Annotated in this window: 17 protein-coding genes; 9 read left to right on the forward strand and 8 right to left on the reverse strand. The window is 65.5% G+C overall.

Going from position 1 to position 20,299, the window contains the following annotated elements:
- Positions 1-70: 70 nt before the first annotated feature.
- Positions 71-796, reverse strand: a complete 726-nt coding sequence (locus ACH0CP_RS00825) for an SIMPL domain-containing protein (RefSeq protein ID WP_294442953.1) — start codon at positions 794-796, stop codon at positions 71-73.
- A 216-nt stretch (positions 797-1,012) separates the two neighbouring features.
- On the opposite strand from ACH0CP_RS00825, the gene ACH0CP_RS00830 reads away from it, so the two are divergent.
- The 7 genes from ACH0CP_RS00830 to ACH0CP_RS00860 all read left to right on the forward strand — a co-directional run bounded on the left by ACH0CP_RS00830 (position 1,013) and on the right by ACH0CP_RS00860 (position 10,448).
- Positions 1,013-2,188, forward strand: coding sequence for an efflux RND transporter periplasmic adaptor subunit (locus tag ACH0CP_RS00830; protein ID WP_294442954.1), 1,176 nt, complete (start codon positions 1,013-1,015; stop codon positions 2,186-2,188).
- A gap of 2 nt (positions 2,189-2,190) precedes the next feature.
- Positions 2,191-5,457 carry an efflux RND transporter permease subunit gene (locus ACH0CP_RS00835; RefSeq protein ID WP_294442955.1) on the forward strand — a complete coding sequence of 1,089 codons (3,267 nt, stop codon included), beginning with the start codon at positions 2,191-2,193 and terminating at the stop codon, positions 5,455-5,457.
- Positions 5,458-5,604: 147 nt separating this feature from the next.
- Positions 5,605-6,810 carry a DUF445 domain-containing protein gene (locus ACH0CP_RS00840; protein ID WP_294442956.1) on the forward strand — a complete coding sequence of 402 codons (1,206 nt, stop codon included), beginning with the start codon at positions 5,605-5,607 and terminating at the stop codon, positions 6,808-6,810.
- A 104-nt stretch (positions 6,811-6,914) separates the two neighbouring features.
- Positions 6,915-8,012 (forward strand): ABC transporter permease, encoded by a 1,098-nt coding sequence (locus ACH0CP_RS00845; protein ID WP_294442957.1) that lies wholly within the window; start codon positions 6,915-6,917, stop codon positions 8,010-8,012.
- Positions 8,012-8,884, forward strand: a complete 873-nt coding sequence (locus ACH0CP_RS00850) for an ABC transporter ATP-binding protein (RefSeq protein WP_294442958.1) — start codon at positions 8,012-8,014, stop codon at positions 8,882-8,884. The genes ACH0CP_RS00845 and ACH0CP_RS00850 overlap by 1 nt, the downstream gene beginning before the upstream one ends.
- Positions 8,884-9,846 (forward strand): MlaD family protein, encoded by a 963-nt coding sequence (locus tag ACH0CP_RS00855; protein WP_294442959.1) that lies wholly within the window; start codon positions 8,884-8,886, stop codon positions 9,844-9,846. Before ACH0CP_RS00850 ends, ACH0CP_RS00855 begins: the two co-directional genes overlap by 1 nt.
- 20 nt (positions 9,847-9,866) lie before the next feature.
- Positions 9,867-10,448, forward strand: a complete 582-nt coding sequence (locus ACH0CP_RS00860; RefSeq protein WP_294442960.1) for an ABC-type transport auxiliary lipoprotein family protein — start codon at positions 9,867-9,869, stop codon at positions 10,446-10,448.
- A gap of 84 nt (positions 10,449-10,532) precedes the next feature.
- On the opposite strand, the gene ACH0CP_RS00865 is transcribed toward ACH0CP_RS00860, so the two are convergent.
- The 4 genes from ACH0CP_RS00865 to ACH0CP_RS00880 all read right to left on the reverse strand — a co-directional run bounded on the left by ACH0CP_RS00865 (position 10,533) and on the right by ACH0CP_RS00880 (position 15,731).
- Positions 10,533-11,942, reverse strand: coding sequence for a M20/M25/M40 family metallo-hydrolase (locus tag ACH0CP_RS00865; RefSeq protein ID WP_406875414.1), 1,410 nt, complete (start codon positions 11,940-11,942; stop codon positions 10,533-10,535).
- 92 nt (positions 11,943-12,034) lie between these two features.
- Complete coding sequence (locus ACH0CP_RS00870; RefSeq protein ID WP_294442963.1) at positions 12,035-12,970, reverse strand: retropepsin-like aspartic protease; 936 nt, start codon at positions 12,968-12,970, stop codon at positions 12,035-12,037.
- A gap of 87 nt (positions 12,971-13,057) precedes the next feature.
- On the reverse strand, positions 13,058-15,469 hold the full coding sequence (locus ACH0CP_RS00875) for a ligase-associated DNA damage response DEXH box helicase (RefSeq protein WP_294442964.1): 2,412 nt from the start codon (positions 15,467-15,469) through the stop codon (positions 13,058-13,060).
- A 73-nt stretch (positions 15,470-15,542) separates the two neighbouring features.
- Positions 15,543-15,731: a hypothetical protein gene (locus ACH0CP_RS00880; protein ID WP_294442965.1), complete on the reverse strand. Its 189-nt coding sequence runs from the start codon at positions 15,729-15,731 to the stop codon at positions 15,543-15,545.
- A gap of 75 nt (positions 15,732-15,806) precedes the next feature.
- Here ACH0CP_RS00880 and ACH0CP_RS00885 point away from each other — a divergent pair, with 75 nt between their 5' ends.
- The gene (locus tag ACH0CP_RS00885; protein WP_294442966.1) at positions 15,807-16,805 is read left to right on the forward strand and encodes a ligase-associated DNA damage response exonuclease; all 999 of its coding nucleotides are present in this window, start codon (positions 15,807-15,809) and stop codon (positions 16,803-16,805) included.
- Between the two features lie 59 nt (positions 16,806-16,864).
- On the opposite strand, the gene ACH0CP_RS00890 is transcribed toward ACH0CP_RS00885, so the two are convergent.
- From ACH0CP_RS00890 to ACH0CP_RS00900, 3 genes are all read right to left on the reverse strand, one after another.
- Positions 16,865-17,482, reverse strand: a complete 618-nt coding sequence (locus ACH0CP_RS00890; RefSeq protein WP_294442967.1) for a glutathione S-transferase family protein — start codon at positions 17,480-17,482, stop codon at positions 16,865-16,867.
- A complete protein-coding gene (gene yghU / locus ACH0CP_RS00895; RefSeq protein WP_294442968.1) occupies positions 17,479-18,360 on the reverse strand; it encodes a glutathione-dependent disulfide-bond oxidoreductase in 882 nt (293 codons plus the stop codon). The genes ACH0CP_RS00890 and yghU overlap by 4 nt, the downstream gene beginning before the upstream one ends.
- Before the next feature lie 74 nt (positions 18,361-18,434).
- A complete protein-coding gene (locus tag ACH0CP_RS00900) occupies positions 18,435-19,028 on the reverse strand; it encodes a TetR family transcriptional regulator C-terminal domain-containing protein (RefSeq protein WP_294442969.1) in 594 nt (197 codons plus the stop codon).
- A 48-nt stretch (positions 19,029-19,076) separates the two neighbouring features.
- Between ACH0CP_RS00900 and ACH0CP_RS00905 the strand changes: the two genes are divergently transcribed.
- Complete coding sequence (locus tag ACH0CP_RS00905; RefSeq protein WP_294442970.1) at positions 19,077-20,258, forward strand: aromatic ring-hydroxylating dioxygenase subunit alpha; 1,182 nt, start codon at positions 19,077-19,079, stop codon at positions 20,256-20,258.
- Positions 20,259-20,299 lie beyond the last annotated feature (41 nt).

A 20,299-nucleotide genomic window follows, 5' to 3' on the forward strand; every position in this document is an offset into this window, starting at 1 on the left:
CCAGTACTAGAACTTGAACGGCCGCCCGATCGCTCGGGCGGCCGCTTTCGTTTGTGCTTAAGGTCGACCGCTACTTCAGCAGGAACCGGACAGCGACTGTCACGCTCACCGGCGTTTCGCCCGGCATCACATCGGTTGCAGCCTCGCGCTTTGCGGACTGGACGTAGAGCACCGGCGGGCGCGGGCCGCCGCCTGCGTTCTCCCCATTCTCCTCGATTGCGGCAATCCGATCGACGCGCATCCCGGCGGCCCGGGCATATAGTTCCGCGCGAGCGCGGGCGCGGGCAATCGCGTTGGTACGCGCCTCATCCAGCGCCGCTTCGGGTTGATCGATCGACAATTGCGGCCCATCGATCTGGTTCGCCCCGGCCTTCACCAGCGCGTCAAGCGCAGCGCCGCTCTTGGCGATGTCGCGGAACTTGATCGAGACGGTGTTGTTCGCCTGATAACCCGTGATCACGGGCGGTTGATTGTCCGCATAGCGATATTGCGGCGACAGGCCGACGCTGGCGGTCGCGATATCACGCGAGGCGATGCCGGCGGCGCGAAGCGCGGCAACGATCTTTTCCATCCGCGCCGCGTTTTCGCTGAGCGCAGCGGCGGCGGTGGGTGCCTGAGTGACCACACCGGCTCGCACGGTTGCCACATCCGGCACACGGGTGACCTCGCCGGTGGCGACCACGTCGAGCACGGTCGCGTCGGGGAGGATCGGCGTCGCGGCCGGAATCTGCGCCGCCGCCGGGACCGCGGCTTGCGCGGCTGCGACCAGGGCCAGTGTTGCAATCGTGTAACGCATAGGAAACAATCCTCCTGTTCGACCAGTGGCGCCCTTCTGCAAGCCGGCCGGACAACGCACGATGAACGGACGCTCGCTTGAGGTGAAACGCTGAATCTGCCAATTGCACGGCGGTTCCGACTGGCTCTTGAGGCCGGTGACTTATTTCGATAACACAGCTGAACAATCAAGACAGCGGACGGCCTCTGTCGAGGGCCGGATGGGATGACGAGGCGCATGAATTACGAAGCCGGCAATCTGCAGGGCGAGACCTTGGCGATCGAGGGGCCCGCAGACGACAGGGCACGGCGCCGGCGGCGCATGTTCATCATCATTATTGTCGTGGTAGCTCTGGCCGCAGGGGCGTGGTTCTTCCTGCGTGGCGGCGAAGAGGGGCCAAAGCAGGCCGCATCCGACCAGGCACCAACCGTCACCGTCGTCGTTCCGGGCCGCGCGTCGGTCGAGCGCCAGGTGAACGCTACCGGTACTCTGGCGGCGCGGCGCGAGATGCCGGTCGGCGTCGCGGGTGAAGGCGGCATGGTGACTCGCGTGCTGGTCGAACCCGGCGAGTGGGTGCGTGAGGGGCAGGTCCTCGCGCTGGTCGATCGCTCGGTTCAGACGCAGACGGCGGCGAGCCTTGCGGCCCAGGTGAATGTCGCGCGTGCGGACCTGACGCTGGCGCAGTCTGAACTGGAACGTGCCCAGCAACTGGTTGGCCGCGGCTTCATCAGCCAGGCCGATGTGCAGCGGCGCATCGCGACGCGCGACGCAGCGGCGGCGCGCGTGAAGGTTGCGACTGCGGCAGCGTCCGAGCAGCGCGCGCGCAACGGCCGGCTCGACATCCGTGCGCCTGCCGCGGGACTCGTGCTGACGCGGCAGGTGGAGCCGGGCCAGATCATCAGCTCCGCTTCGGGCACCTTGTTCCGCATGGCGAAGGGCGGCGAGATGGAAATGCGCGCGCAACTGGCGGAAAGCGACCTCGTCACGGTTCGGACCGGCGCGCAGGCCAAGGTGACCCCGGTGGGCGAGGCGCGCTCCTTCGACGGCCAGGTCTGGCAGGTGTCGCCGGTGATCGATCCGCAGACCAGGCAGGGGATCGCGCGCATCGCGCTGAAGTATGATCAGGCGCTTCGCCCGGGTGGTTTTGCCTCCGCAGTGATCGTCAGTGGCGCCGCGAATGTGCCGGAACTGCCGCAGTCTGCGATCTTGAGCGACGAGAAGGGCAATTACGTTTATATCGCCGACAAGGACAATGTCGTGCGGCGGCGTGACGTGCGCCTTGGCACGGTGAACGACACCTCGGTCGCGATTGCCGAGGGGCTCGATGGCACGGAGCGCGTGGTCGTGTCGGCAGGTGCTTTCCTGAACCCCGGACAGAAGATCGCACCGGTGCTCGCCAAGACAAAGGGCTGACGATGGGCTTCCAGAATATCTCGGCCTGGTCGATCCGGAACCCGGTTCCATCGATCGTCCTGTTCGTCATCCTGACCGTGGCTGGCATCGTCAGTTTCGTGAGGATGGACATTAACCGGGAGCCGGACATCGACTTCCCGATGGTGGCGGTCGAGATCACGCAGCCGGGCGCCGCGCCAAGCGAGCTTGAGACCCAGATCACCCAGCGCGTCGAGGCGGCGGTGCGCACCGTCGAGGGCGTGGACGAGATCCAGTCCTACGTCTCCGAAGGCAATTCAACGACGATGATCCAGCTGGACATCGGCACGCCAGTCGATCGCGCGGTCAACGAGGTGCGCGACGCCGTCACCCAGATCCGTTCCAATCTGCCCGAAGGCATCCTGGAGCCGCAGATCAGCCGGGTGAAGATCAACGACGACGATCTCGGCAGCTATTCCGCGATCGGCACGGACATGACGATCGAGCAGCTGAGTTGGTACATCGACAATACGGTGTCCAAGGAACTGCTCAGCATCGAGGGCATGGGCGGCGTTGAGCGCAACGGCGGCGTCGATCGCGAGATCCGCGTGATCCTCGATCCGGCGAAGCTCGCAGCCTATGGCCTGACGGCGACGCAGATCAACCAGCAGCTGCGGCAGGTGAATCTGAACGCCGCCGGCGGCCGCGCGGAGATCGCCGGCACCGAGCAATCGGTGCGCGTGCTGGGCAATGCGCGCGACGCCTATGAACTTGGCCAGACGCAGATCTCGATCGGCAACGGCCGCACGATCAAGCTCAGCAGCGTCGCCACCGTGCGGGACCTTTATGCGGAGCAGCGGACCGCCGCGGCGGTGAACGGCCGCCCGGTGCTGACGTTCGATTTCAAGCGGGCCAAGGGCTATTCGGAAGTCACCGTCTTCCGCGAGGCGAAGAAAAAGCTGGAGGAGCTCGAGAAGCGCAATCCGCAGGTGAAGTTCCAGCTGCGCATCGACGGTTCAAAATACGCGCTGGAACAGTACAAGAGCGCGATCCACGCGATGATCGAGGGCGCGGTGCTCGCGGTGTTCATCGTATTCCTGTTCCTGCGCGACTGGCGTGCGACAGTCATTTCCGCGCTGGCCATCCCGCTGTCGGCAATCCCGGCCTTCTGGTTCATGGACATGCTGGGCTTCTCGCTGAACAGCATGACGCTGCTGGCGCTTAGTTTGGTGGCAGGCGTGCTGGTCGACGATGCGATCGTGGAGATCGAGAACATCGTCCGGCACATGCGGATGGGCAAATCGGCATATCAGGCCGCGATCGACGCAGCGGATGAGATCGGCCTTGCCGTTCTGGCGACGACCATGTCGATCGTCGCAGTGTTCCTGCCGGTCGGCCTGATGCCGGGCGTGTCGGGCCAGTTCTTCAAGAACTTCGGCCTGACCGTGGTGGTCGCAGTGCTGATGAGCCTCGCGGTCGCCCGTTTGATCACGCCGATGATCGCAGCCTATTTTCTGAAATCCGCCGGGCCCGAAGCGCATGGCGAAGGCCGGCTCATGGACATCTACATGGCCGTGCTTCGCTGGACGCTGGAGCCCGGCAAGTCGCTTGCGGTGCGCGCACGCGGCGGGATGCGGCGCGTGACCGGCTATTTCTACGATCATCGTATCTGGACGATGGGGATCGGCGCCTTTGCCTTCCTGTTGACGGTCCTGGGCTTTGCCTCGCTGCCGATGCAGTTCCAGCCGTCCACCGACCAGGAGCGTTCGACCGTCACCATCACCATGGCGCCGGGCACCACGCTCGCACAGACCCAGGCAACGGTGGATCAGGTGTACGAACTGATCCGTCAGCAGCCGGAGGCCGACACGGTCTATACCCGTACCGGAGTCGGCACTGGCCGTGTAACGGTGCAGTTCAAGGAGAAGCCGACGCTGAATGATCGCATCCGCGCGATCTTCGGCGGCGACATTTCGCATCTCAGGACGAAGAGCTCGACCGAGTTCGAGCGCGCGCTGGCGCCGGAGCTGGCCAAGATCCCGGACGCGCGCGTGAATTTCCAGTCGCAGTTCGGCTGGGGCGATAACAACCGCGACGTGTCCGTGACGCTGGGCGGCGACGATCCGGTGCTGCTGCGCCAGACCGCCGACAAGATCGTCGCCGAGATGGCGAAGATCCCCGGCTTCCTGGCGCCGCGTATCGCGGGCGACCTCAACCGGCCTGAGATCGTGATCAAGCCACGGCTCGACTTGGCAGCCGATCTTGGCGTGACGACCAGCGCGCTGTCCAATGCGATCCGCATCGCGACGTTGGGTGATATCGACCAGAACAGCGCGCGCTTCTCGCTGAACGATCGGCAGATCCCGATCCGGGTAGCGCTGGAGCAATCGTCGCGGTCGCGCATGGCGACGATCCGAAACCTGCCGGTGCAGACGCAGAATGGCGGATCGGTGCCGCTGTCGGTGGTGGCGGAGATCGGCTTCGGCTCCGGCCCGACCAAGATCAATCGCCTCAACCAGCAGCGCCAGCTGACGATCGGTGCGGATCTTGCGCCGGGCCTGGTGCTGTCGAACGCGATGCAGCAGGTGAACGCGCTGCCGATCATGAAGAACCTGCCGCTGGGCGTGCAGAAGATGAGCGTCGGTCAGGCAAAGTGGCAGATGGAGATGCTGATCAACTTCGTCTTCGCAGTGATCGCGGGCGTGTTCCTCGTCTTCTCTGTGCTGGTGCTGCTGTACCGCCGCTTGTTGCCGCCGCTGGTCAACATGGGCTCGCTGCTGCTGGCGCCCCTCGGCGGCGTGCTGGCGCTGATGCTCACCGGCAATCCGCTGTCGATGCCGGTGTTCATCGGGTTGCTCATGCTGCTGGGTATCGTGGCCAAGAACTCGATCCTGCTGATCGACTTCGCGCTGGAGGAGATGAACGCGGGCGTGCCGATCTATGACGCGATCGTCGATGCCGGGCACAAGCGAGCTCAACCGATCGTGATGACGACGGTGGCGATGGTCGCCGGCATGGTGCCGACCGCGCTTGCACTGACCGGCGACGGCGCGTGGCGCGCGCCGATGGGGATCGTGGTGATTGGCGGCCTGACCGTGTCGACAGTGCTGACCCTCCTGATCGTTCCGGCGTCGTTCAGCCTGGCGGTTGGCGTCGAGCGGCGGATCGGACCGTGGCTCGGGCGCAAGCTGCTGACCTATCGTCCGGGCGATGACGGTACGCCGGTGATCGACCATGTGCCGGGCGGCGGGCCGCTGCCCGCACCGCATGGCCGGATCGGCTTCCGCGACGGCGAGGCGCCAGCGGAGTGACGCGCCGGGGAGGCTGGCGAATGAGCAATGCGGGGGATGCGCCGTAAAGCGCGTGAACTATCCGTCGCTTTGCGTATTGTTCGCGGCATGACCCCCGACGCGCTTCGGCGCCCAGCCAGAATGCGCCCGCCGCCCGGGCTGGTACGCATGCGCGTCATCGCGACGGGCATGCTGATCGTGATGGCCGCGACCTTCCTCGTCGCGCGTCATCTGGAGAACGGACACGCCGCCTGGGGCTTCGTACGCGCTTTCGCTGAGGCGGCGATGGTGGGCGGCCTGGCAGACTGGTTTGCAGTGACTGCGCTGTTCCGCCACCCGCTGGGGCTGCCGATCCCGCACACCGCAATCATCCCGCGCAACAAGGACCGGATCGGCGACCAGCTCGCCAGCTTTTTGCGGGATTATTTCCTGATTCCGGTGGTGGTTGCGCGGCGGATGCGCCGCATGGACGTGGCGGGCGCGCTCGGCCGCTGGTTGAGCAATCCGACGGGCGGCAGCAAGCGGGTGACGCGCGGTGCCTCGCGGCTCGCCGTCGAAGTGCTGCAGTCGCTCGATCAGGAGCGACTGGGCGGGATGGTGCGCGGCGCCATGGTGCAGCAGGTGCGCGCGATCGACCTCTCGCCGATGCTGGGCCGTGCGCTGGAGGCGGCAATGGCCGAGGACCGGCACCTGCCGCTGCTGGACGGGGTGGTGCGCTGGGCACGCAAGGTGCTGGAAGCGAACGACAGCATGGTGCGCGCGATGGTGCATGAACGCGCCGGCACGATCCTGCGCTGGACAGGCCTCGACGAGACGCTCGCCAACAAGATCATCGATGGCCTCGACAAGATGCTCACCGACATGGCGGAGCAGCCCGACCACCCGATGCGCGCCAAGGTGGAAGAGGCGCTGGTGACGCTCGCGGCCGATCTGCAGCACAAGCCGGAGATGCGCGAGCGGGTGGAGGCTCTGAAGCTGGGGCTGCTCGAGAATCCGGCGATGCAGGACTGGATCAATGGCCTGTGGGAGCAGGCGCGCCAGGCAATGCTGCGGATGGCGCGCGATCCGGAGGCGCTGCTTGCAGGCAAGATGGGCGAGATGATGCGCCAGCTGGGCGAGACGCTTGAAAGCGATGTGCGCCTGCGTGCGACGATCAATCGCTTCACGCGCCGTGTCGCGGTTGGTGCAGCGGCGGATTACGGCGATGTGATCGTCGGCCTCGTATCGGAAACCGTTCGTGGGTGGGACGCGCGAACGATCACGCAGCGGCTGGAACATGCGGTCGGCAAGGATCTGCAGTTCATCCGCATCAACGGCACGCTGGTCGGCGGCCTCGTCGGTCTTGCGATCCACGCCGTCGACGTTGCCCTGTGACCCAGGCCGATACAGTTCCAGCAGAATGTCTATGTGTGTGACAACGGTGGGTTTCTGCACCTGTGCCTTGCCGTCGTGCAGGCTTTCACGCAAGGAAGCGGACGATGGCCGGGCTCACCGACTTTAAAGAGGACGGAGACGTCCTGCGCTTCACCGGGGACCTTTCGCTCGCGCGGCTGGGAGACTTGCCGAACCGGCTGCAGAGCTTCGACGGCAGCGTGTCCAAGATCGATCTGTCGGGGATTGATCGGATGGACACGATCGGGGCCTGGGTAGTCCATCGGTTCGCGCGTGATCATCAGGCGACGATCGAAGGGCTGACGCCGCCACAGCAGCATTTGCTGGACCAGGTGCAGACCGCTGACACTGCCGCACCAGTACGCGCGCCGCATATTCGGCCGTTCAGCCGCGTTCTCGGCGAAGTCGGCGATGCGGTGGTGACCTCGGGTCGAACGCTCGTAGGCCTGCTCGGCTTCCTTGGCGCGACGATCATCGCGTTCGGAAATGTCATTCGCCATCCCCGCCGATTCCGATTCAACGCCACGGTGCAGCGGTTCGAGGTCGTCGGTGTGTCGGCGCTTGGCATCATCGGCCTGATGAGCTTCCTGATCGGGATCGTCATTGCACAGCAGGGCGCGGTTCAGCTGCGGCAGTTTGGTGCGGAAGTGTTCACGATCAACCTGATCGGCCGGATCACGCTGCGTGAGCTTGGCGTGCTGATGACCGCAATCATGGTCGCGGGCCGATCGGGATCGGCCTTTGCGGCGCAGCTTGGCACCATGAAGCTGACCGAGGAGATCGATGCGATGCGCACGATCGGCGTATCGCCGATGGAGGCGCTGGTGGTGCCACGCACGCTGGCGGCGGTGCTGATGATGCCGCTGCTTGGCTTCTATTCCTCGTTGATTGCCATCATCGGCGGCGGCCTGCTGTGCTGGTGGCAGCTGGAGATCCCGCCGGTCACCTTCGTCGCTCGGCTGCGCGAAGTGGTGCCGATCACCGACCTCTACGTCGGCCTGATCAAGGCGCCGGTATTCGGGACCATCATCGCGGTCGCTGGTTGCTTTCAGGGCATGCAGGTGAAGGGTGACGCGGAACAGGTGGGTACCCGCACGACCGCCGCCGTCGTGCAGGCGATCTTCCTCGTCATCGTGCTCGACGCGTTCTTCGCGGTGTTCTTCGAACGGATCGGCTGGATCTGATGACGGGGACGGACAACATCATTGAAGTGCGCGGCCTGAAGAACGCATTTGGCGATCAGGTGGTGCACGAGGATCTGGACCTCGACGTCAAGCGCGGGGAGATCCTGGGCGTTGTGGGCGGATCGGGCACTGGCAAATCGGTGCTGATGCGCTCGATCATTGGCCTGCAGACGCCGCTGGCGGGCGAGGTCACCGTGTTCGGCGAACCGACCCTCGGCCGCGAGGAAACCGAGGCGATCGAGATCCGAAAGCGCTGGGGCGTGCTGTTCCAGGGCGGGGCCTTGTTCTCCACGCTGACCGTGGCGGAGAATGTGCAAGTGCCGCTGCGCGAGTTCTATCGCGAACTGGACATGTCGCTGCTCGACGAGATTGCGTCGTTTAAGGTGACGATGACGGGTCTGCCGGCGGACGCCGGGCCGAAATACCCGGCGGAGCTGTCCGGCGGCATGAAGAAGCGTGCCGGACTTGCGCGGGCGCTGGCGCTGGACCCGGAACTGTTGTTTCTCGACGAGCCGACGGCGGGCCTCGACCCGATCGGCGCCGCGGCGTTCGACGAACTGACGCGATCCTTGCAGCGCACGCTTGGCCTTACGGTCTTCTTGATCACCCACGATCTGGATACGCTCTACTCGATCTGCGACCGTGTGGCGGTGCTCGCGGACAAGCGGGTGATCGCCGTTGGGACCATCGACGAGTTGCTGGCGTTGGATCATCCGTGGATTCAGGAGTATTTCAGGGGGCCGCGCGGCCGCGCCGCGCTCGCGACACAGGAAGCGCGCGAGCACGTGGGCGAACACGAACACGACGGTACCTCGACCGATGTGTCGACAAGCACGGCGCCAGGCACGCCACGAAGTTCAGGGGCTGATTGATGGAAACCCGTTCCAACCACGTCCTTGTCGGTGCCGTGGTACTGATCCTTCTTGCGGTCCTCGCGCTGTTCACGGTGTGGATCGCGCGCCTCGGTGGTACGAAGGAGAAGGAATATGACATCTTCTTCAAACAGTCGGTCGACGGCCTGGCGAAGGGTTCGTCGGTCACGTATTCGGGCGTGCCATCCGGCCAGGTGAAATCGATCCAGCTGTGGCGCAACGATCCGCAATTCGTGCGCGTGCGGATCAGCGTGAATGAAGACACGCCGATCCTGCAGGGCACCGCCGCGACCATCCAGGGCAGTTTCACGGGCACCAGCACGATCAGCCTCGACGGTGCGCGAAAAGGCGCGCCGCCGATCGTGTGTCCTGAGAACGACATGGCGAGCCAGTGTCCCTATGGCGTGCCGGTGATCCCGACGCGCACCGGCGGACTGGGCGCGATCCTCAATTCCGCGCCGCAGCTGCTCGAGCGACTGTCGACCCTGACGGAGCGTCTGACGGGGCTGCTGACGGACAAGAACCAGGCGTCGATCGCGGGCATCCTGGAGAATACCGATCGTTTGACCGCCGCACTTGCCGATCGCGGGCCGGAAATCGCGGCAACGCTGGCGCAGACGCGGATCGCGATTGCGCAGGCTGGCACGGCGGCGGAGCAGATCGGGGCGTTGGCGGAAACCACCAACGGCATCCTGGCGGACGACGTGAAGCCGACGATGGTAACGCTGAACGAGACGATCCGCTCGGCACGGCAGAGTGCCGACACGCTGAACGGCGCGATCCAGGATGCACGGCCGGGCCTGCAGACCTTCTCCAAGCAGACGGTACCCGAGATCAACAAGCTGGTCTTCGATCTGCGCCAGATGTCGGCAGCGCTGGCGTCGGTCGCGGAAAAGGTTGACCAGCAGGGCGCAGGCTCGCTGATCGGGCAGCAGAAGCTGCCGGATTATAAGGGCAAATGAGCGGCGAAATGAGGATGGACATGAAGAAGATCCTGATTGGTCTTGCCCTGCTGCCGCTCGCTGGCTGCATCAGCTTCGGTGCGAAGCCGCCGAACGCACTGCTGACCCTGAGCTCTGCCGAACAGGTTCCGGTCGGCCAGACGCAAAGTTCGGCCGGTGCGCGTACGGTGACGATCCAGGTGCCGACGGTGCCTCAGGCGCTGGCAAACAACCGGGTGCCGGTGCGCGCGAGTGCGACGGAGATCGCCTATATTAAGGACGCGCAATGGGCCGAGTTGCCGGCGCGCCAGTTCGCGCGTGTTCTTTCCGACACCGTCAGCGCCCGCACCGGGCGGGTGGTTTTGTCCGGCGCGCAGTCGCTGGCGGAGCCGGGCGCGCAACTCGCCGGGCAGTTGAGCTGGTTCGGCGTGGATGCCGCGTCGCGTAACGCGGTGGTGACGTTCGACGCGGCGCTGGTGCGGGACGAGGGCGGCACGCTGGAGAAGCGACGGTTCGAGGCGCGGGTGCCCGTGTCGGAGATCGAGGCGGCACCGGTTGGTGTCGCGCTGAACCAGGCAGCGAACCAAGTGGCGGGCGAGGTCGCCGACTGGCTCGGCCGGTGATAGCGTCGCTGCCAAGCATGAAGAAGCGGGTCCTCGGATCAAGTCCGGGGTGACTAAACGTCGGGTGCGCTTCAGCCGCTACCTCTAGCTGGCGAGCGTCTTTGCCAGGTCGAAGAGATAGTCGCGGCCTTCATACAGCGCGCTGACCCGCACCCGTTCGTTGAGGCCGTGGACGCCGTTCAGATCGGATTCGAGGAAGATGCCCGGCACGCCGTAGACCGGCATGTTGAGCGTGCCGAAGAACACGCCATCGGTCGCCCCCGTGGACATCATCGGCACGACGGGCACGTTGGGGAAATGCTTAGCCGCGATCGTCTTGATCGGCCCCATGATCTTGGGATCGAGCGGTGGGGGAACGGCGATCGGGCGAACCGGTTGGTTGGCGGTGACTGTCACCTTCGGGCCGGCAAGCTCCTTCAGCTTGGCGAGCGTGCCGTCCACCGTTTCACCTGGGAAGATGCGACAATTGACGTTGGCTGTCGCACGTTGCGGCAGCGCGTTTTCGGCATGGCCGGCGTTCACCAGCGTGGCGACGCAGGTGGTGCGAAGCGTGGAGTGCATGGTCTTGTCGCGGCTGACGATGGCGTCGGCTTGTGCATCAGCGGGGTTGGCCAGCAGGCGCTTGATAGCCGGGCCGGTGGGCGCGGGGAGCGCCTGGGACGTCGCCGCGAAGAAGGCGCGCGTGGTGTCAGTGAACTTGATCGGGAATTCATAGGCCTGCACCGCCTTGATGGCATCGGCCAGTTCGTAGATCGCATTGTCTGGCGTCGGCGCCGAACTGTGCCCGCCGGGATTGGTGGCGGCAAAAGTGAAGTTCTGCGCAGCCTTCTCGCCCACCTGAACGGCGAGTGCCTGGCGCCGGCCGTTCACATCCAGCCTTCCGCCACCGCCTTCGTTCAGGACGAATTCGGCGCGCACGAGTTCGGGGCGGTTGCGCGCCAGCCAGTCGGCGCCGTTGAAGGCGTAGGTCGTTTCCTCGCCGCAGGTGAGCGCCAGCTTGACCGTGCGGCGGGGCGTGAACTTGTCCTGCGCAAAGCGGATCATCGTATCCGCCCAGACGGCGGACATCGCCTTGTCGTCGACGGTGCCACGGGCGTAGTAGAAGCCGTCCTCCTCGACGAGCTTAAACGGATCGCGCACCCAATCCTCGCGCTTGGCCGCCACGACATCGAGATGGCCGAGCAGCAGCATCGCGCCGATGGAAGGATCACTCCCCTTGAGCGTGACGACGATGCCGCCGTCATCAGGGTGCTCAGGCGTGCTGAACAGCGTGACGGCGCTATCGGGATAGCCGGCGGCTTTCATCCGCGTGGCGATCTGCTGCGCAGCGCGGGTGCAACTGCCCTGGCCGACGACCGTGTTCGTCTCGACCAGTTCCTTGTAGAGCGTGAAGAAGGCCTTCTGATCAGGCCGGGCCTGTGCCTGCACCGCCATCGGCGCGGCAAGCGGCGCGAGCGCGACCATGGTTGCCAATTCCCGTGCCCCAAACCGCATCCCGCTCTCCCCTGCTCATGTCAGATGCAATGGTTGCAGGGAAAGGGTACCCGCGCAATGGAGCGGGTGTGCATGCGGTGCGAAAGCTATTTCTAGCCGCGTCGGCTTCCGTAACGCGGAAGGCTGAGCCGCAGTTCGCGATTGGCAAAGTCGATCTGCACGCGGGTGAAGAGCTTCAACGCATCCATGCCCAGGAGCAGCGCCGGGCGCCGTTCCAGGCCAAAGGAGCGGAACGGTGGCACGTCCGCGAAGGCGACGGGCATGTCCTGAATCTCGATGTCGCCAATCTTGATCGAGCCGATCGTGCTGTAATCGGCGGTAAGCTGCCCGCCGGTGACGCTGACCAGCGATACCGGCGTGCCTTTGCTCCGGCGCGCGAGCTTGCGACGCAGAGCGGAGTTGCCCATCGTGACGGCGCTGCCGGTATCAAGGATCACGCGTACGCGTTCCCCGGCGACGCGAGCATCGGTGACGACCAGCTGGCCGAACAGGCTCTTCGCCTGGATCACGATTTCATCGGGCGCGCGGCGAACGCGCTCGCCGCGCTTGCGCGCCGGGGCGACAGTCATGCGCTGATTGTCGAAGTCGATTGCCAGCGCATGGCCCTGCAGCGCATCGATCCCGAGCATGCCGGGCGCGCCGAGGTGCGCGGCAGCAAGCGCCGGGGCTTCGATCCGCTCGCCGCCTAAAGTGCTTACCGAGATGGAGGGGATGACGACTGTCCCGACATTCTCCGTCCCGGTCATGCCAGTGAGGCGGACGTTGCGACCGCCGGCAAGCCCCAGCTTCCCGGCCAGCTCCCGGCTGATGACCGTGCGCTGCGCACCAGTGTCGATAATGAATTCGTACGGCCCGGCGCCCGCAATCTCGACCGGCACCGTCATCCGCAAGCCATTATGGCCGAAGGCAAGTTCGTCGATCAACGAAGGAAGCGTCGGCTCGCTGATCGGCGCGGGCGGCACAAGCGGCTGCTGCGGCGCCGCGTTTGCCAGAAGCGGTAGCAATGCAAGGGAGAACCAGCGGCGCATTACGTGAGGGAACGCCCGTTTCGGCCCTTTGTCAAAGGAATTGCTGCGCAGCATGTCGCCTTCGTCGCAAAGGCAGCGCAGCGAACATCATTCGACGCGCATCGCCTCCGCGGCGAGCGACTCCGCCTCGATCAGCAACGCATCGTCGGCGCTGCCAGTGGCGACTCGTTCACGCCCGATCAGCACCAGCACCGGTACCGCGAGCGGCGACACGCGGGGGAGATCGACATGGAGCATCGTGCCGGCCGCGCGGTCGAGCAGGTCGGCGAGACGGCCAACGTCGGTCATGCGCGCCCGCGCGTCGGCCCAGGCAGCCTCCAGCAGGATATGGCCGGGTTCGTACTTGCGCAGCACGTCGTAGATGAGGTCGGTGGAGAAGGTCACCTGCTTGCCGGTCTTGCGCTTGCCCGGATGCTGCCGCTCCACCAGCCCGCCGATCACCGCCACCTCGCGAAAGGCGCGCTTCAGCAGGTGCGATTGCTGCACCCAGTCGACGAATTCATGCTCAAGGATGTCGGGCGAAAAGAGCGCCGCCGGATCGGTCACGGGATCAATCGAATAGGTGGCGATGGCATAATCGTTGGCGACGAAGCCGAGCGGCTTCAGCCCCGCCGTTTCCATCCGCCGGGTGATCAGCATGCCGAGCGATTGGTGCGCGTTCCACCCCTCGAAACTATAGGCGACCATGTAGTTGCGCCCTTCGCGCGGGAAGGTTTCGACCAATAGCTGATCGGGGTGCGGCAGCGCGGAGCGGCGCGCCTGGATTTCGAGCCATTCGCGCACGTCGTCGGGAAAGCGCGACCATTCGGCCGGCGTATCGAGGAAGCCGCGCACGCGATCGGCAAGGTTGGTCGAGAGCGGCATCCGGCTGCCGCCATAGGTGGGGATGCGCGCGGGCCGGGCGGTGGCGCGGACGATCAGATCCTCGGTATCGATCTTCTCGACCTCAAGGCTCATCCCGGCGAAGAAGAAGGTATCGCCATGGCTGAGCGTGGAGGCGAACGCCTCCTCCACCTTGCCCAGCGCGCGCCCGTTGCGGAAGCGCACCTTGAGCATCGTCGCCTCGACGATGATACCGGCGTTGAGGCGGTGCTGCGCGATGAACCTGGGGTGGCTCACGCGCCAGCGGCCGTTGGCATCCTGCGTCAGCCGCTTGAAGCGATCGTAGGCCCGTAGCGAATAGCCGCCGTCGCGGATGAAGCCGAGCACCTTGTCGAACAGTTCATCGGTCAGCGCCGAATAGGGCAAGGCCGAGCGGACCTCGTCGAGCAATTCGGCCTGATCAAAGGGCGCGGCACAGGCGCAGGCCATGACATGCTGCGCCAGCACGTCGAGCGCGCCCATGCGGAATATGTCGGTATCGAGCTCGCCCGCCTCCACCGCGTCGAGCGCGGCGCGCGCCTCGAGATACTCGAAGCGATTGCCCGGGACGACAATTGCCTCCGACGGCTCATCGAGGCGGTGGTTGCTGCGGCCGATCCGCTGGAGAAGGCGCGACGAGCCCTTGGGGGCGCCCATCTGGATCACGCAATCGACATCGCCCCAGTCCACCCCGAGGTCGAGGCTGGCGGTCGCGACCAGCGCGCGCAACCGGCCGCCGGCCATTGCGGCCTCCACCTTGCGCCGCGCCTCTTTCTCCAGGCTGCCGTGATGGATGCCGATCGGCAGCTGCATCTCGTTCGCCTTCCACAGATCCTGGAAGATCAGTTCGGCAAGGCTGCGCGTGTTGCAGAAGACGATGGTGGTCTTGTGAGTCTCGATCTCCGCCATGACCTGCGCCGCGGCGTAGCGGCCGGAATGACCCGCCCAGGGCACGCGATCCTCGGGCAGCAGGATGGCGATGTTGGGATCGACGCCAGTTTCGCCCTGCACCAGGCTGACGCTGTCGATATCGCCGTCCGGCGCGAGCCAGGCGCGATAGCCATCGGCGTCGGCAACGGTGGCGGAGAGCGCGACGCGGCGCAGGCCGGGCGCAATCGCCTGTAGCCGCGCCATGCACAGCGACAGGAGATCGCCGCGCTTGCCCGTGGCGAAGGCGTGAACTTCGTCGATCACGATCGTGCGCAGGCCAGCGAACATGGTGAAACTGTCGGGATAGCTCAGCAGCAGCGAGAGCGATTCGGGCGTGGTGAGCAGGATCTGCGGGGGCTTCACCCGCTGACGCGCCTTGCGATCGGAGGGCGTGTCGCCGGTGCGGGTTTCGACGCGAATGTCGATGCCCATTTCATCGAGCGGCGTGACGAGATTCCGCTGGATGTCGACCGCCAGCGCCTTGAGGGGCGAGACGTAAAGGGTGTGCAGCCCCTCAGTCGGCTGCTCGATCAATTCGGCGAGTGTCGGCAGGAAACCGGCGAGCGTCTTGCCGGCCCCAGTGGCCGCAACGAGAAGTGCGTGTTGACCGGCTCGTCCCTCAGCCAGCATGTCAAGCTGATGGCGACGCGGGGACCAGCCCCGTGACGCGAACCAGTCAGTCAGCGGGGCGGGAAGGACAGAATTCATCGGGAGGCGATATAGGAACGCCTGCGCCGCGACAGAACAAGCGTCGCCTGCCTGTCCTCCCCATCAAAGTCGATTAGCCGCGTGCCGCGTCGTCGCGGGCCTGTTCCTTGTACAGATCGTGTGTCGCCTGTTCGGTGCGGCGCTCCTGCGCAGGCGTTGCCTTGTTGCGCAGCTTGGCAATTGCGATCGCGAGCCCGAGAACGAGGAAGCCGCCGATCACCACGATCGCCCAGAGGCTGTCGCCGAATGACGAATGTTCCATGCCTAATCCCTCCTGGTGTTTGATTGCAGAACGAGGCGATGCGGCGATTTGATCCGATCATGCGTACTGCCCGGCATGGCGAAGCTTGGCGACTGGCTGGAACCCCATCCGCACGGCATTTACATTCGGCCCGCCGATGCGTGGGTTGATCCCTCGATCCCTCAGCCTCGCGCGCTGGTCACGCACGGCCATGCGGATCACGCCAGGGGAGGGCACGCCGCGGTATGGGCGACGCCCGAGACGCTGGCGATCATGGACACGCGCTATGGCGAACAGGCTGGGCATCCGGTGGCTTATGGCGAAACGATCCGGCTGGGCGAGGTGGAGGCGAGCTTTGCGCCTGCAGGTCATGTGCTCGGTTCCGCGCAGATACTGCTGGAGTATCGCGGCGAGCGGATCGTCGTCTCGGGTGATTACAAGCGGCGGCCGGATCCGACGTGCGCGCCGTTCGAGCCGATCGCGTGCGACGTGTTCATTACCGAAGCGACGTTCGGCCTGCCGGTGTTCCGCCATCCGGATACGGGGGACGAGATCGACAAGCTGGTGGAGCGGCTGCACGCCAATCCGGACCGCTGCGTGCTTGTCGGTGCCTATGCTCTGGGCAAGGCGCAGCGAGTGATCGCGGAGCTGCGGGAGCGCGGGCATGAGGCGCCGATCTATATCCATGGCGCGCTGCAGCGCCTGTGCGACCTTTATGCCGAGCAGGGCGTACGGCTGGGCGAGCTGGTCCCGGTCGCCGACGTGCCAAAGGCCGCGATGGTGGGCCATGTCGTGATGTGCCCTCCCGGCGCGCTCAACGATCGCTGGTCACGCCGCTTGCCGGATCCCATCACGGCGATGGCGAGCGGGTGGATGCGGGTGCGCCAGCGCGCGCGGCAGAAGCTGGTCGAACTGCCGCTGATCATGTCGGACCACGCCGATTGGGACGAACTGACGCAGACGATCGAGGAGATCGCGCCGAGGGAAGTATGGGTGACCCACGGGCGCGAGGATGCGCTGATCCACTGGTGCGAAATGCGCCAGATCAAGGCCAGGGCGCTGGCCTTGCTTGGCTTCGAGGACGAGGATGATTGAGAGGTCTGGCGCCGTCACCTGCGCGTTGAGCTGAGTGACGGCGCGCAGTTGGTTTGTCGCTACACCCCCGCCGAAGCTGCGGGACGGGCACGCATCTCGTCGGCCCATCGCGCGACATTTGTCAGTTCGGCGGGCGGCGCGAATTTGATCATCCGAGCGAAATCCATCGCGGTAAAGGCGAGGATGTCCGCGATCGTCACGCGTTCCGCGGCAATGAACGGACTCTCGCCGAGGCGCCGATCGAGCAGCTTCAAGGCACGGGTAGCGGAGGCGGCATTCGCTTCGGCGATAGCCGGTACCTGCGTGTCGAGCGCGGCCAGCGCCGGGTGCGTGTGTCGCACAGCCATCATCAGCGGATTGGCGACGAGCAATTCGGTGCGCCGCGCCCACATCTCGATCTCCGCGATCTCGCGCGCGTCCCGGCCGAACATGTTGGGCTCGGGATAGACGCTTTCGAGGTAGCGGCAGATCGCGACCGACTCAGTGATCGTCGTGCCGTCGTCGAGCTCCAGCGCGGGCACATTCGCGAGCCCGACACGCGCGAGATATTCCGGCGTCTTGTGCTCGCCCTTGAACACGTCGACCTGGACGATCTCGATATCCTCGGCGCCCTTTTCAGCGAGAAACCAGCGGACGCGACGGGGATTGGGGGCACGCGTGCTGTCGTAAAGCTTCATGCTGCGGGCTCCTGTGCGCCGATCTTGTCCTGCGTCTTTGTGTCGAAGTCGCTGGCATCGTGGCGCTCGTGGAGCTGGCTTGCGGGATCACCCATCACGCGATTGACCATTCGGCCGCGCTTCACCGCCGGGCGTTCCGCGATTTGGTCAGTCCAGCGCTGGACGTTCTTGTAATCCTGTACCTGGAGGAAGGTGCCCGCCTCATAGACGAGGCCTTTCACGAGCGCGCCATACCACGGCCACACCGCCATATCGGCGATCGTATATTCGTCGCCGCCGAGATATTCGCTTTCAGCAAGCCGCCGGTCGAGCACGTCCAACTGACGCTTCACCTCCATGGCAAAGCGATCGATCGCGTATTCGATCTTGAACGGGGCGTAGGCGTAGAAGTGGCCGAAGCCGCCGCCGAGGTAAGGCGCGCTGCCCATCTGCCAGAACAGCCAGGAGAGGCATTCCGCGCGCTTGGCAGGGTCGGTGGGAAGGAACGCGCCGAACTTCTCGGCGAGATAAAGCAGGATCGCGCCGGATTCGAAGACGCGGATCGGCGTATCGCCGCTACGATCCAGCAGTGCAGGGATCTTCGAGTTCGGGTTCACCGAGACGAAGCCGCTGGAGAATTGATCGCCTTCGTTGATGCGGATCAACCATGCGTCATACTCCGCGCCGCTGTGGCCGCCGGCGAGCAGTTCCTCCAGCATCACCGTGACCTTCACGCCGTTCGGCGTGGCGAGCGAATAGAGCTGCAGCGGGTGCTTGCCGAGCGGCAGATCCTTGTCGTGCGTCGGTCCGGCGATCGGGCGGTTGATATTGGCGAAGCGCCCGCCGCTTTCCTTGTTCCAGGTCCACACTTCGGGCGGCGTGTACGTCGGCTCGGTCATGCTCGGCTCTCCTTTGGTGGCGGCATACACGCCGGGTTGGGGAGGACCAAGGCCGGCTCTGCGGCGCGACACAGTCAGCCGGGTAGCAACGCCGTTACGTGAAGATCGGCAATTGTGATCGCCTCGGCCGCGGTGAAGCCGCCCGGGGTCAGGCAGAGTTCCAGCCATAGGCCATCGACAAGGGCAGTGATCGAGATGGCGGCAATGCGGCAGTCGGGCTGGGGCAGCCCGCAGGCCGCGAGCAGCCGCTCCAGATCCTCGCGGTAGGTGGCGTAGCTTCGATCATGCTCCGCCGCGACGCCGGGGTTGCTGCGGACGAGGCCCCAGAAGGCGGTCCATGTGGCGAGCAGCGCCGGGTCGGCGATTGGTGGGGCGAAGCTTGCGCGAACATAGGCGTCGAGCCGTGCCCGGGGATCCTCGCCTGCTCGAGCCACCGCATCGGCAAGGGCGCGATCCACTCGCGCCGCGACATGAGCGTAGGTCTGCGCAATCAGCGTGTCGACGCTGGCGAAATGGTGCGTGACGAGCCCCGGGGAGACGCCCGCCTCTGCAGCGATGGCGCGTACCGACGCGCCGGCGGTGCCGCGCTCGGCGAGCACGCGGGCGGTGGCCTCGATCAGGCTGGTGCGGCGGCTGTCGGCATCGACGCGGGCGAAGCGCTTGCGCATGTGAGAGGCTTATAATACGATCGTACAACAAGCAATCTGAGGCTCGCCATGGCGCATCGTCCGATCGATCTTCCGCTGCCCGATCGCGATGCGGACTGGAGCCTGCCCGGCTGGCTCTACACCGATCGCGAGTTTTTCGACCTTGAGGTGGAGCGGGTGATCCGCCCCTCGTGGCAGATCGTTTGCCACGAGAGCGACATTCCGGCCGCGGGCGACTGGCACACGCTCGAGTATCTTGGGGAGAGCGTCGTCGTGGTGCGGGGCGAGGACGGTGCGATCCGGGCCTTTCACAACGTATGCCGTCACCGCGCGATGCGGCTGGTGGAGGGCGCAGCGGGCTGCGCGAGGAAGCTGGTCTGCCCCTATCACGCCTGGGTCTATGAACTCGATGGGCGGCTGACGGGCGTGCCGATGCGGCGCGATTATCCGGCGCTCGACATGGCAAGTACCGGGCTGGTGCCGGTCGAGGTCGACCGCTGGCGCGGGTTCGTCTTCGTGCGGCTTGCCGATGATGGCGGCCCTTCCGTGGCGGAGATGTTCGCGCCTTACGATGCCGAGGTCGCGCCTTACCGTTTCGAGGAAATGCGCGCGATCGCGCCGGTGCGCACCCGCGAGCGGCGGGTGAACTGGAAAAATGTCGGCGATAATTATTCCGACAATCTCCACATCCCCGTGGCGCATGACGGGCTGACGCGGCTGTTCGGCAGGAGCTATGCAATCGAGGCAAGCGGCTGGGTGGACAAGATGTCCGGCTACCTCGTCGATCGCCCGTCGGACAATCCGTCCGAGCGCTTCTACCAGAAGCATCTGCCGCATGTGCCGCACTTGCCGGAAGCGAACCAGCGGCTGTGGCTTTACTACAAGCTGTGGCCGAACATGGCGTTCGACATCTACGCCGACCAGATCGATTTCATGCAGTGGTCGCCGCTGAGCCCGACGACCTCGCTGCTCCGCGAGATGGTGTTCGCGCTGCCCGACGATCGGCGCGAGATGAAGCTGGCGCGCTATGCCAATTGGCGGATCAACCGGGTGGTCAACGCCGAGGACACGTGGCTGATCGAGCGCGTGCAGCAGGGCATGGCATCGCAAAGCTACACCGCCGGCCCGATCGGCGCGAGTGAGGTATGCCTGCGGAGCTTCGCGGCGAAGATCCGGGAGCGGATCCCCGAGGCGCGGCTGCATCGTCCGCCGGCGCCTGGCTGGTCGAAGCGGTTGAAGGCAGTGGACTGAGGATCGTCATGCCGAACGTGGTTCGGGGAAGTGGCTTTTTG

The organism is Sphingomonas sp. 179-I 2A4 NHS (assembly GCF_045369135.1).
In the GTDB taxonomy this organism is placed as follows: Bacteria; Pseudomonadota; Alphaproteobacteria; order Sphingomonadales; family Sphingomonadaceae; genus Sphingomonas.

Bases quoted from the DNA above. Each gene is read 5' to 3' on its own strand.
- ACH0CP_RS00825 (WP_294442953.1), bottom strand. From the start codon at position 796: ATGCGTTACACGATTGCAACACTGGCCCTGGTCGCAGCCGCGCAAGCC.
- ACH0CP_RS00830 (WP_294442954.1), top strand. From the start codon at position 1,013: ATGAATTACGAAGCCGGCAATCTGCAGGGCGAGACCTTGGCGATCGAG.
- ACH0CP_RS00835 (WP_294442955.1), top strand. From the start codon at position 2,191: ATGGGCTTCCAGAATATCTCGGCCTGGTCGATCCGGAACCCGGTTCCA.
- ACH0CP_RS00840 (WP_294442956.1), top strand. From the start codon at position 5,605: ATGCGCGTCATCGCGACGGGCATGCTGATCGTGATGGCCGCGACCTTC.
- ACH0CP_RS00845 (WP_294442957.1), top strand. From the start codon at position 6,915: ATGGCCGGGCTCACCGACTTTAAAGAGGACGGAGACGTCCTGCGCTTC.
- ACH0CP_RS00850 (WP_294442958.1), top strand. From the start codon at position 8,012: ATGACGGGGACGGACAACATCATTGAAGTGCGCGGCCTGAAGAACGCA.
- ACH0CP_RS00855 (WP_294442959.1), top strand. From the start codon at position 8,884: ATGGAAACCCGTTCCAACCACGTCCTTGTCGGTGCCGTGGTACTGATC.
- ACH0CP_RS00860 (WP_294442960.1), top strand. From the start codon at position 9,867: ATGAAGAAGATCCTGATTGGTCTTGCCCTGCTGCCGCTCGCTGGCTGC.
- ACH0CP_RS00865 (WP_406875414.1), bottom strand. From the start codon at position 11,942: ATGCGGTTTGGGGCACGGGAATTGGCAACCATGGTCGCGCTCGCGCCG.
- ACH0CP_RS00870 (WP_294442963.1), bottom strand. From the start codon at position 12,970: ATGCGCCGCTGGTTCTCCCTTGCATTGCTACCGCTTCTGGCAAACGCG.
- ACH0CP_RS00875 (WP_294442964.1), bottom strand. From the start codon at position 15,469: ATGAATTCTGTCCTTCCCGCCCCGCTGACTGACTGGTTCGCGTCACGG.
- ACH0CP_RS00880 (WP_294442965.1), bottom strand. From the start codon at position 15,731: ATGGAACATTCGTCATTCGGCGACAGCCTCTGGGCGATCGTGGTGATC.
- ACH0CP_RS00885 (WP_294442966.1), top strand. From the start codon at position 15,807: ATGGCGAAGCTTGGCGACTGGCTGGAACCCCATCCGCACGGCATTTAC.
- ACH0CP_RS00890 (WP_294442967.1), bottom strand. From the start codon at position 17,482: ATGAAGCTTTACGACAGCACGCGTGCCCCCAATCCCCGTCGCGTCCGC.
- yghU (WP_294442968.1), bottom strand. From the start codon at position 18,360: ATGACCGAGCCGACGTACACGCCGCCCGAAGTGTGGACCTGGAACAAG.
- ACH0CP_RS00900 (WP_294442969.1), bottom strand. From the start codon at position 19,028: ATGCGCAAGCGCTTCGCCCGCGTCGATGCCGACAGCCGCCGCACCAGC.
- ACH0CP_RS00905 (WP_294442970.1), top strand. From the start codon at position 19,077: ATGGCGCATCGTCCGATCGATCTTCCGCTGCCCGATCGCGATGCGGAC.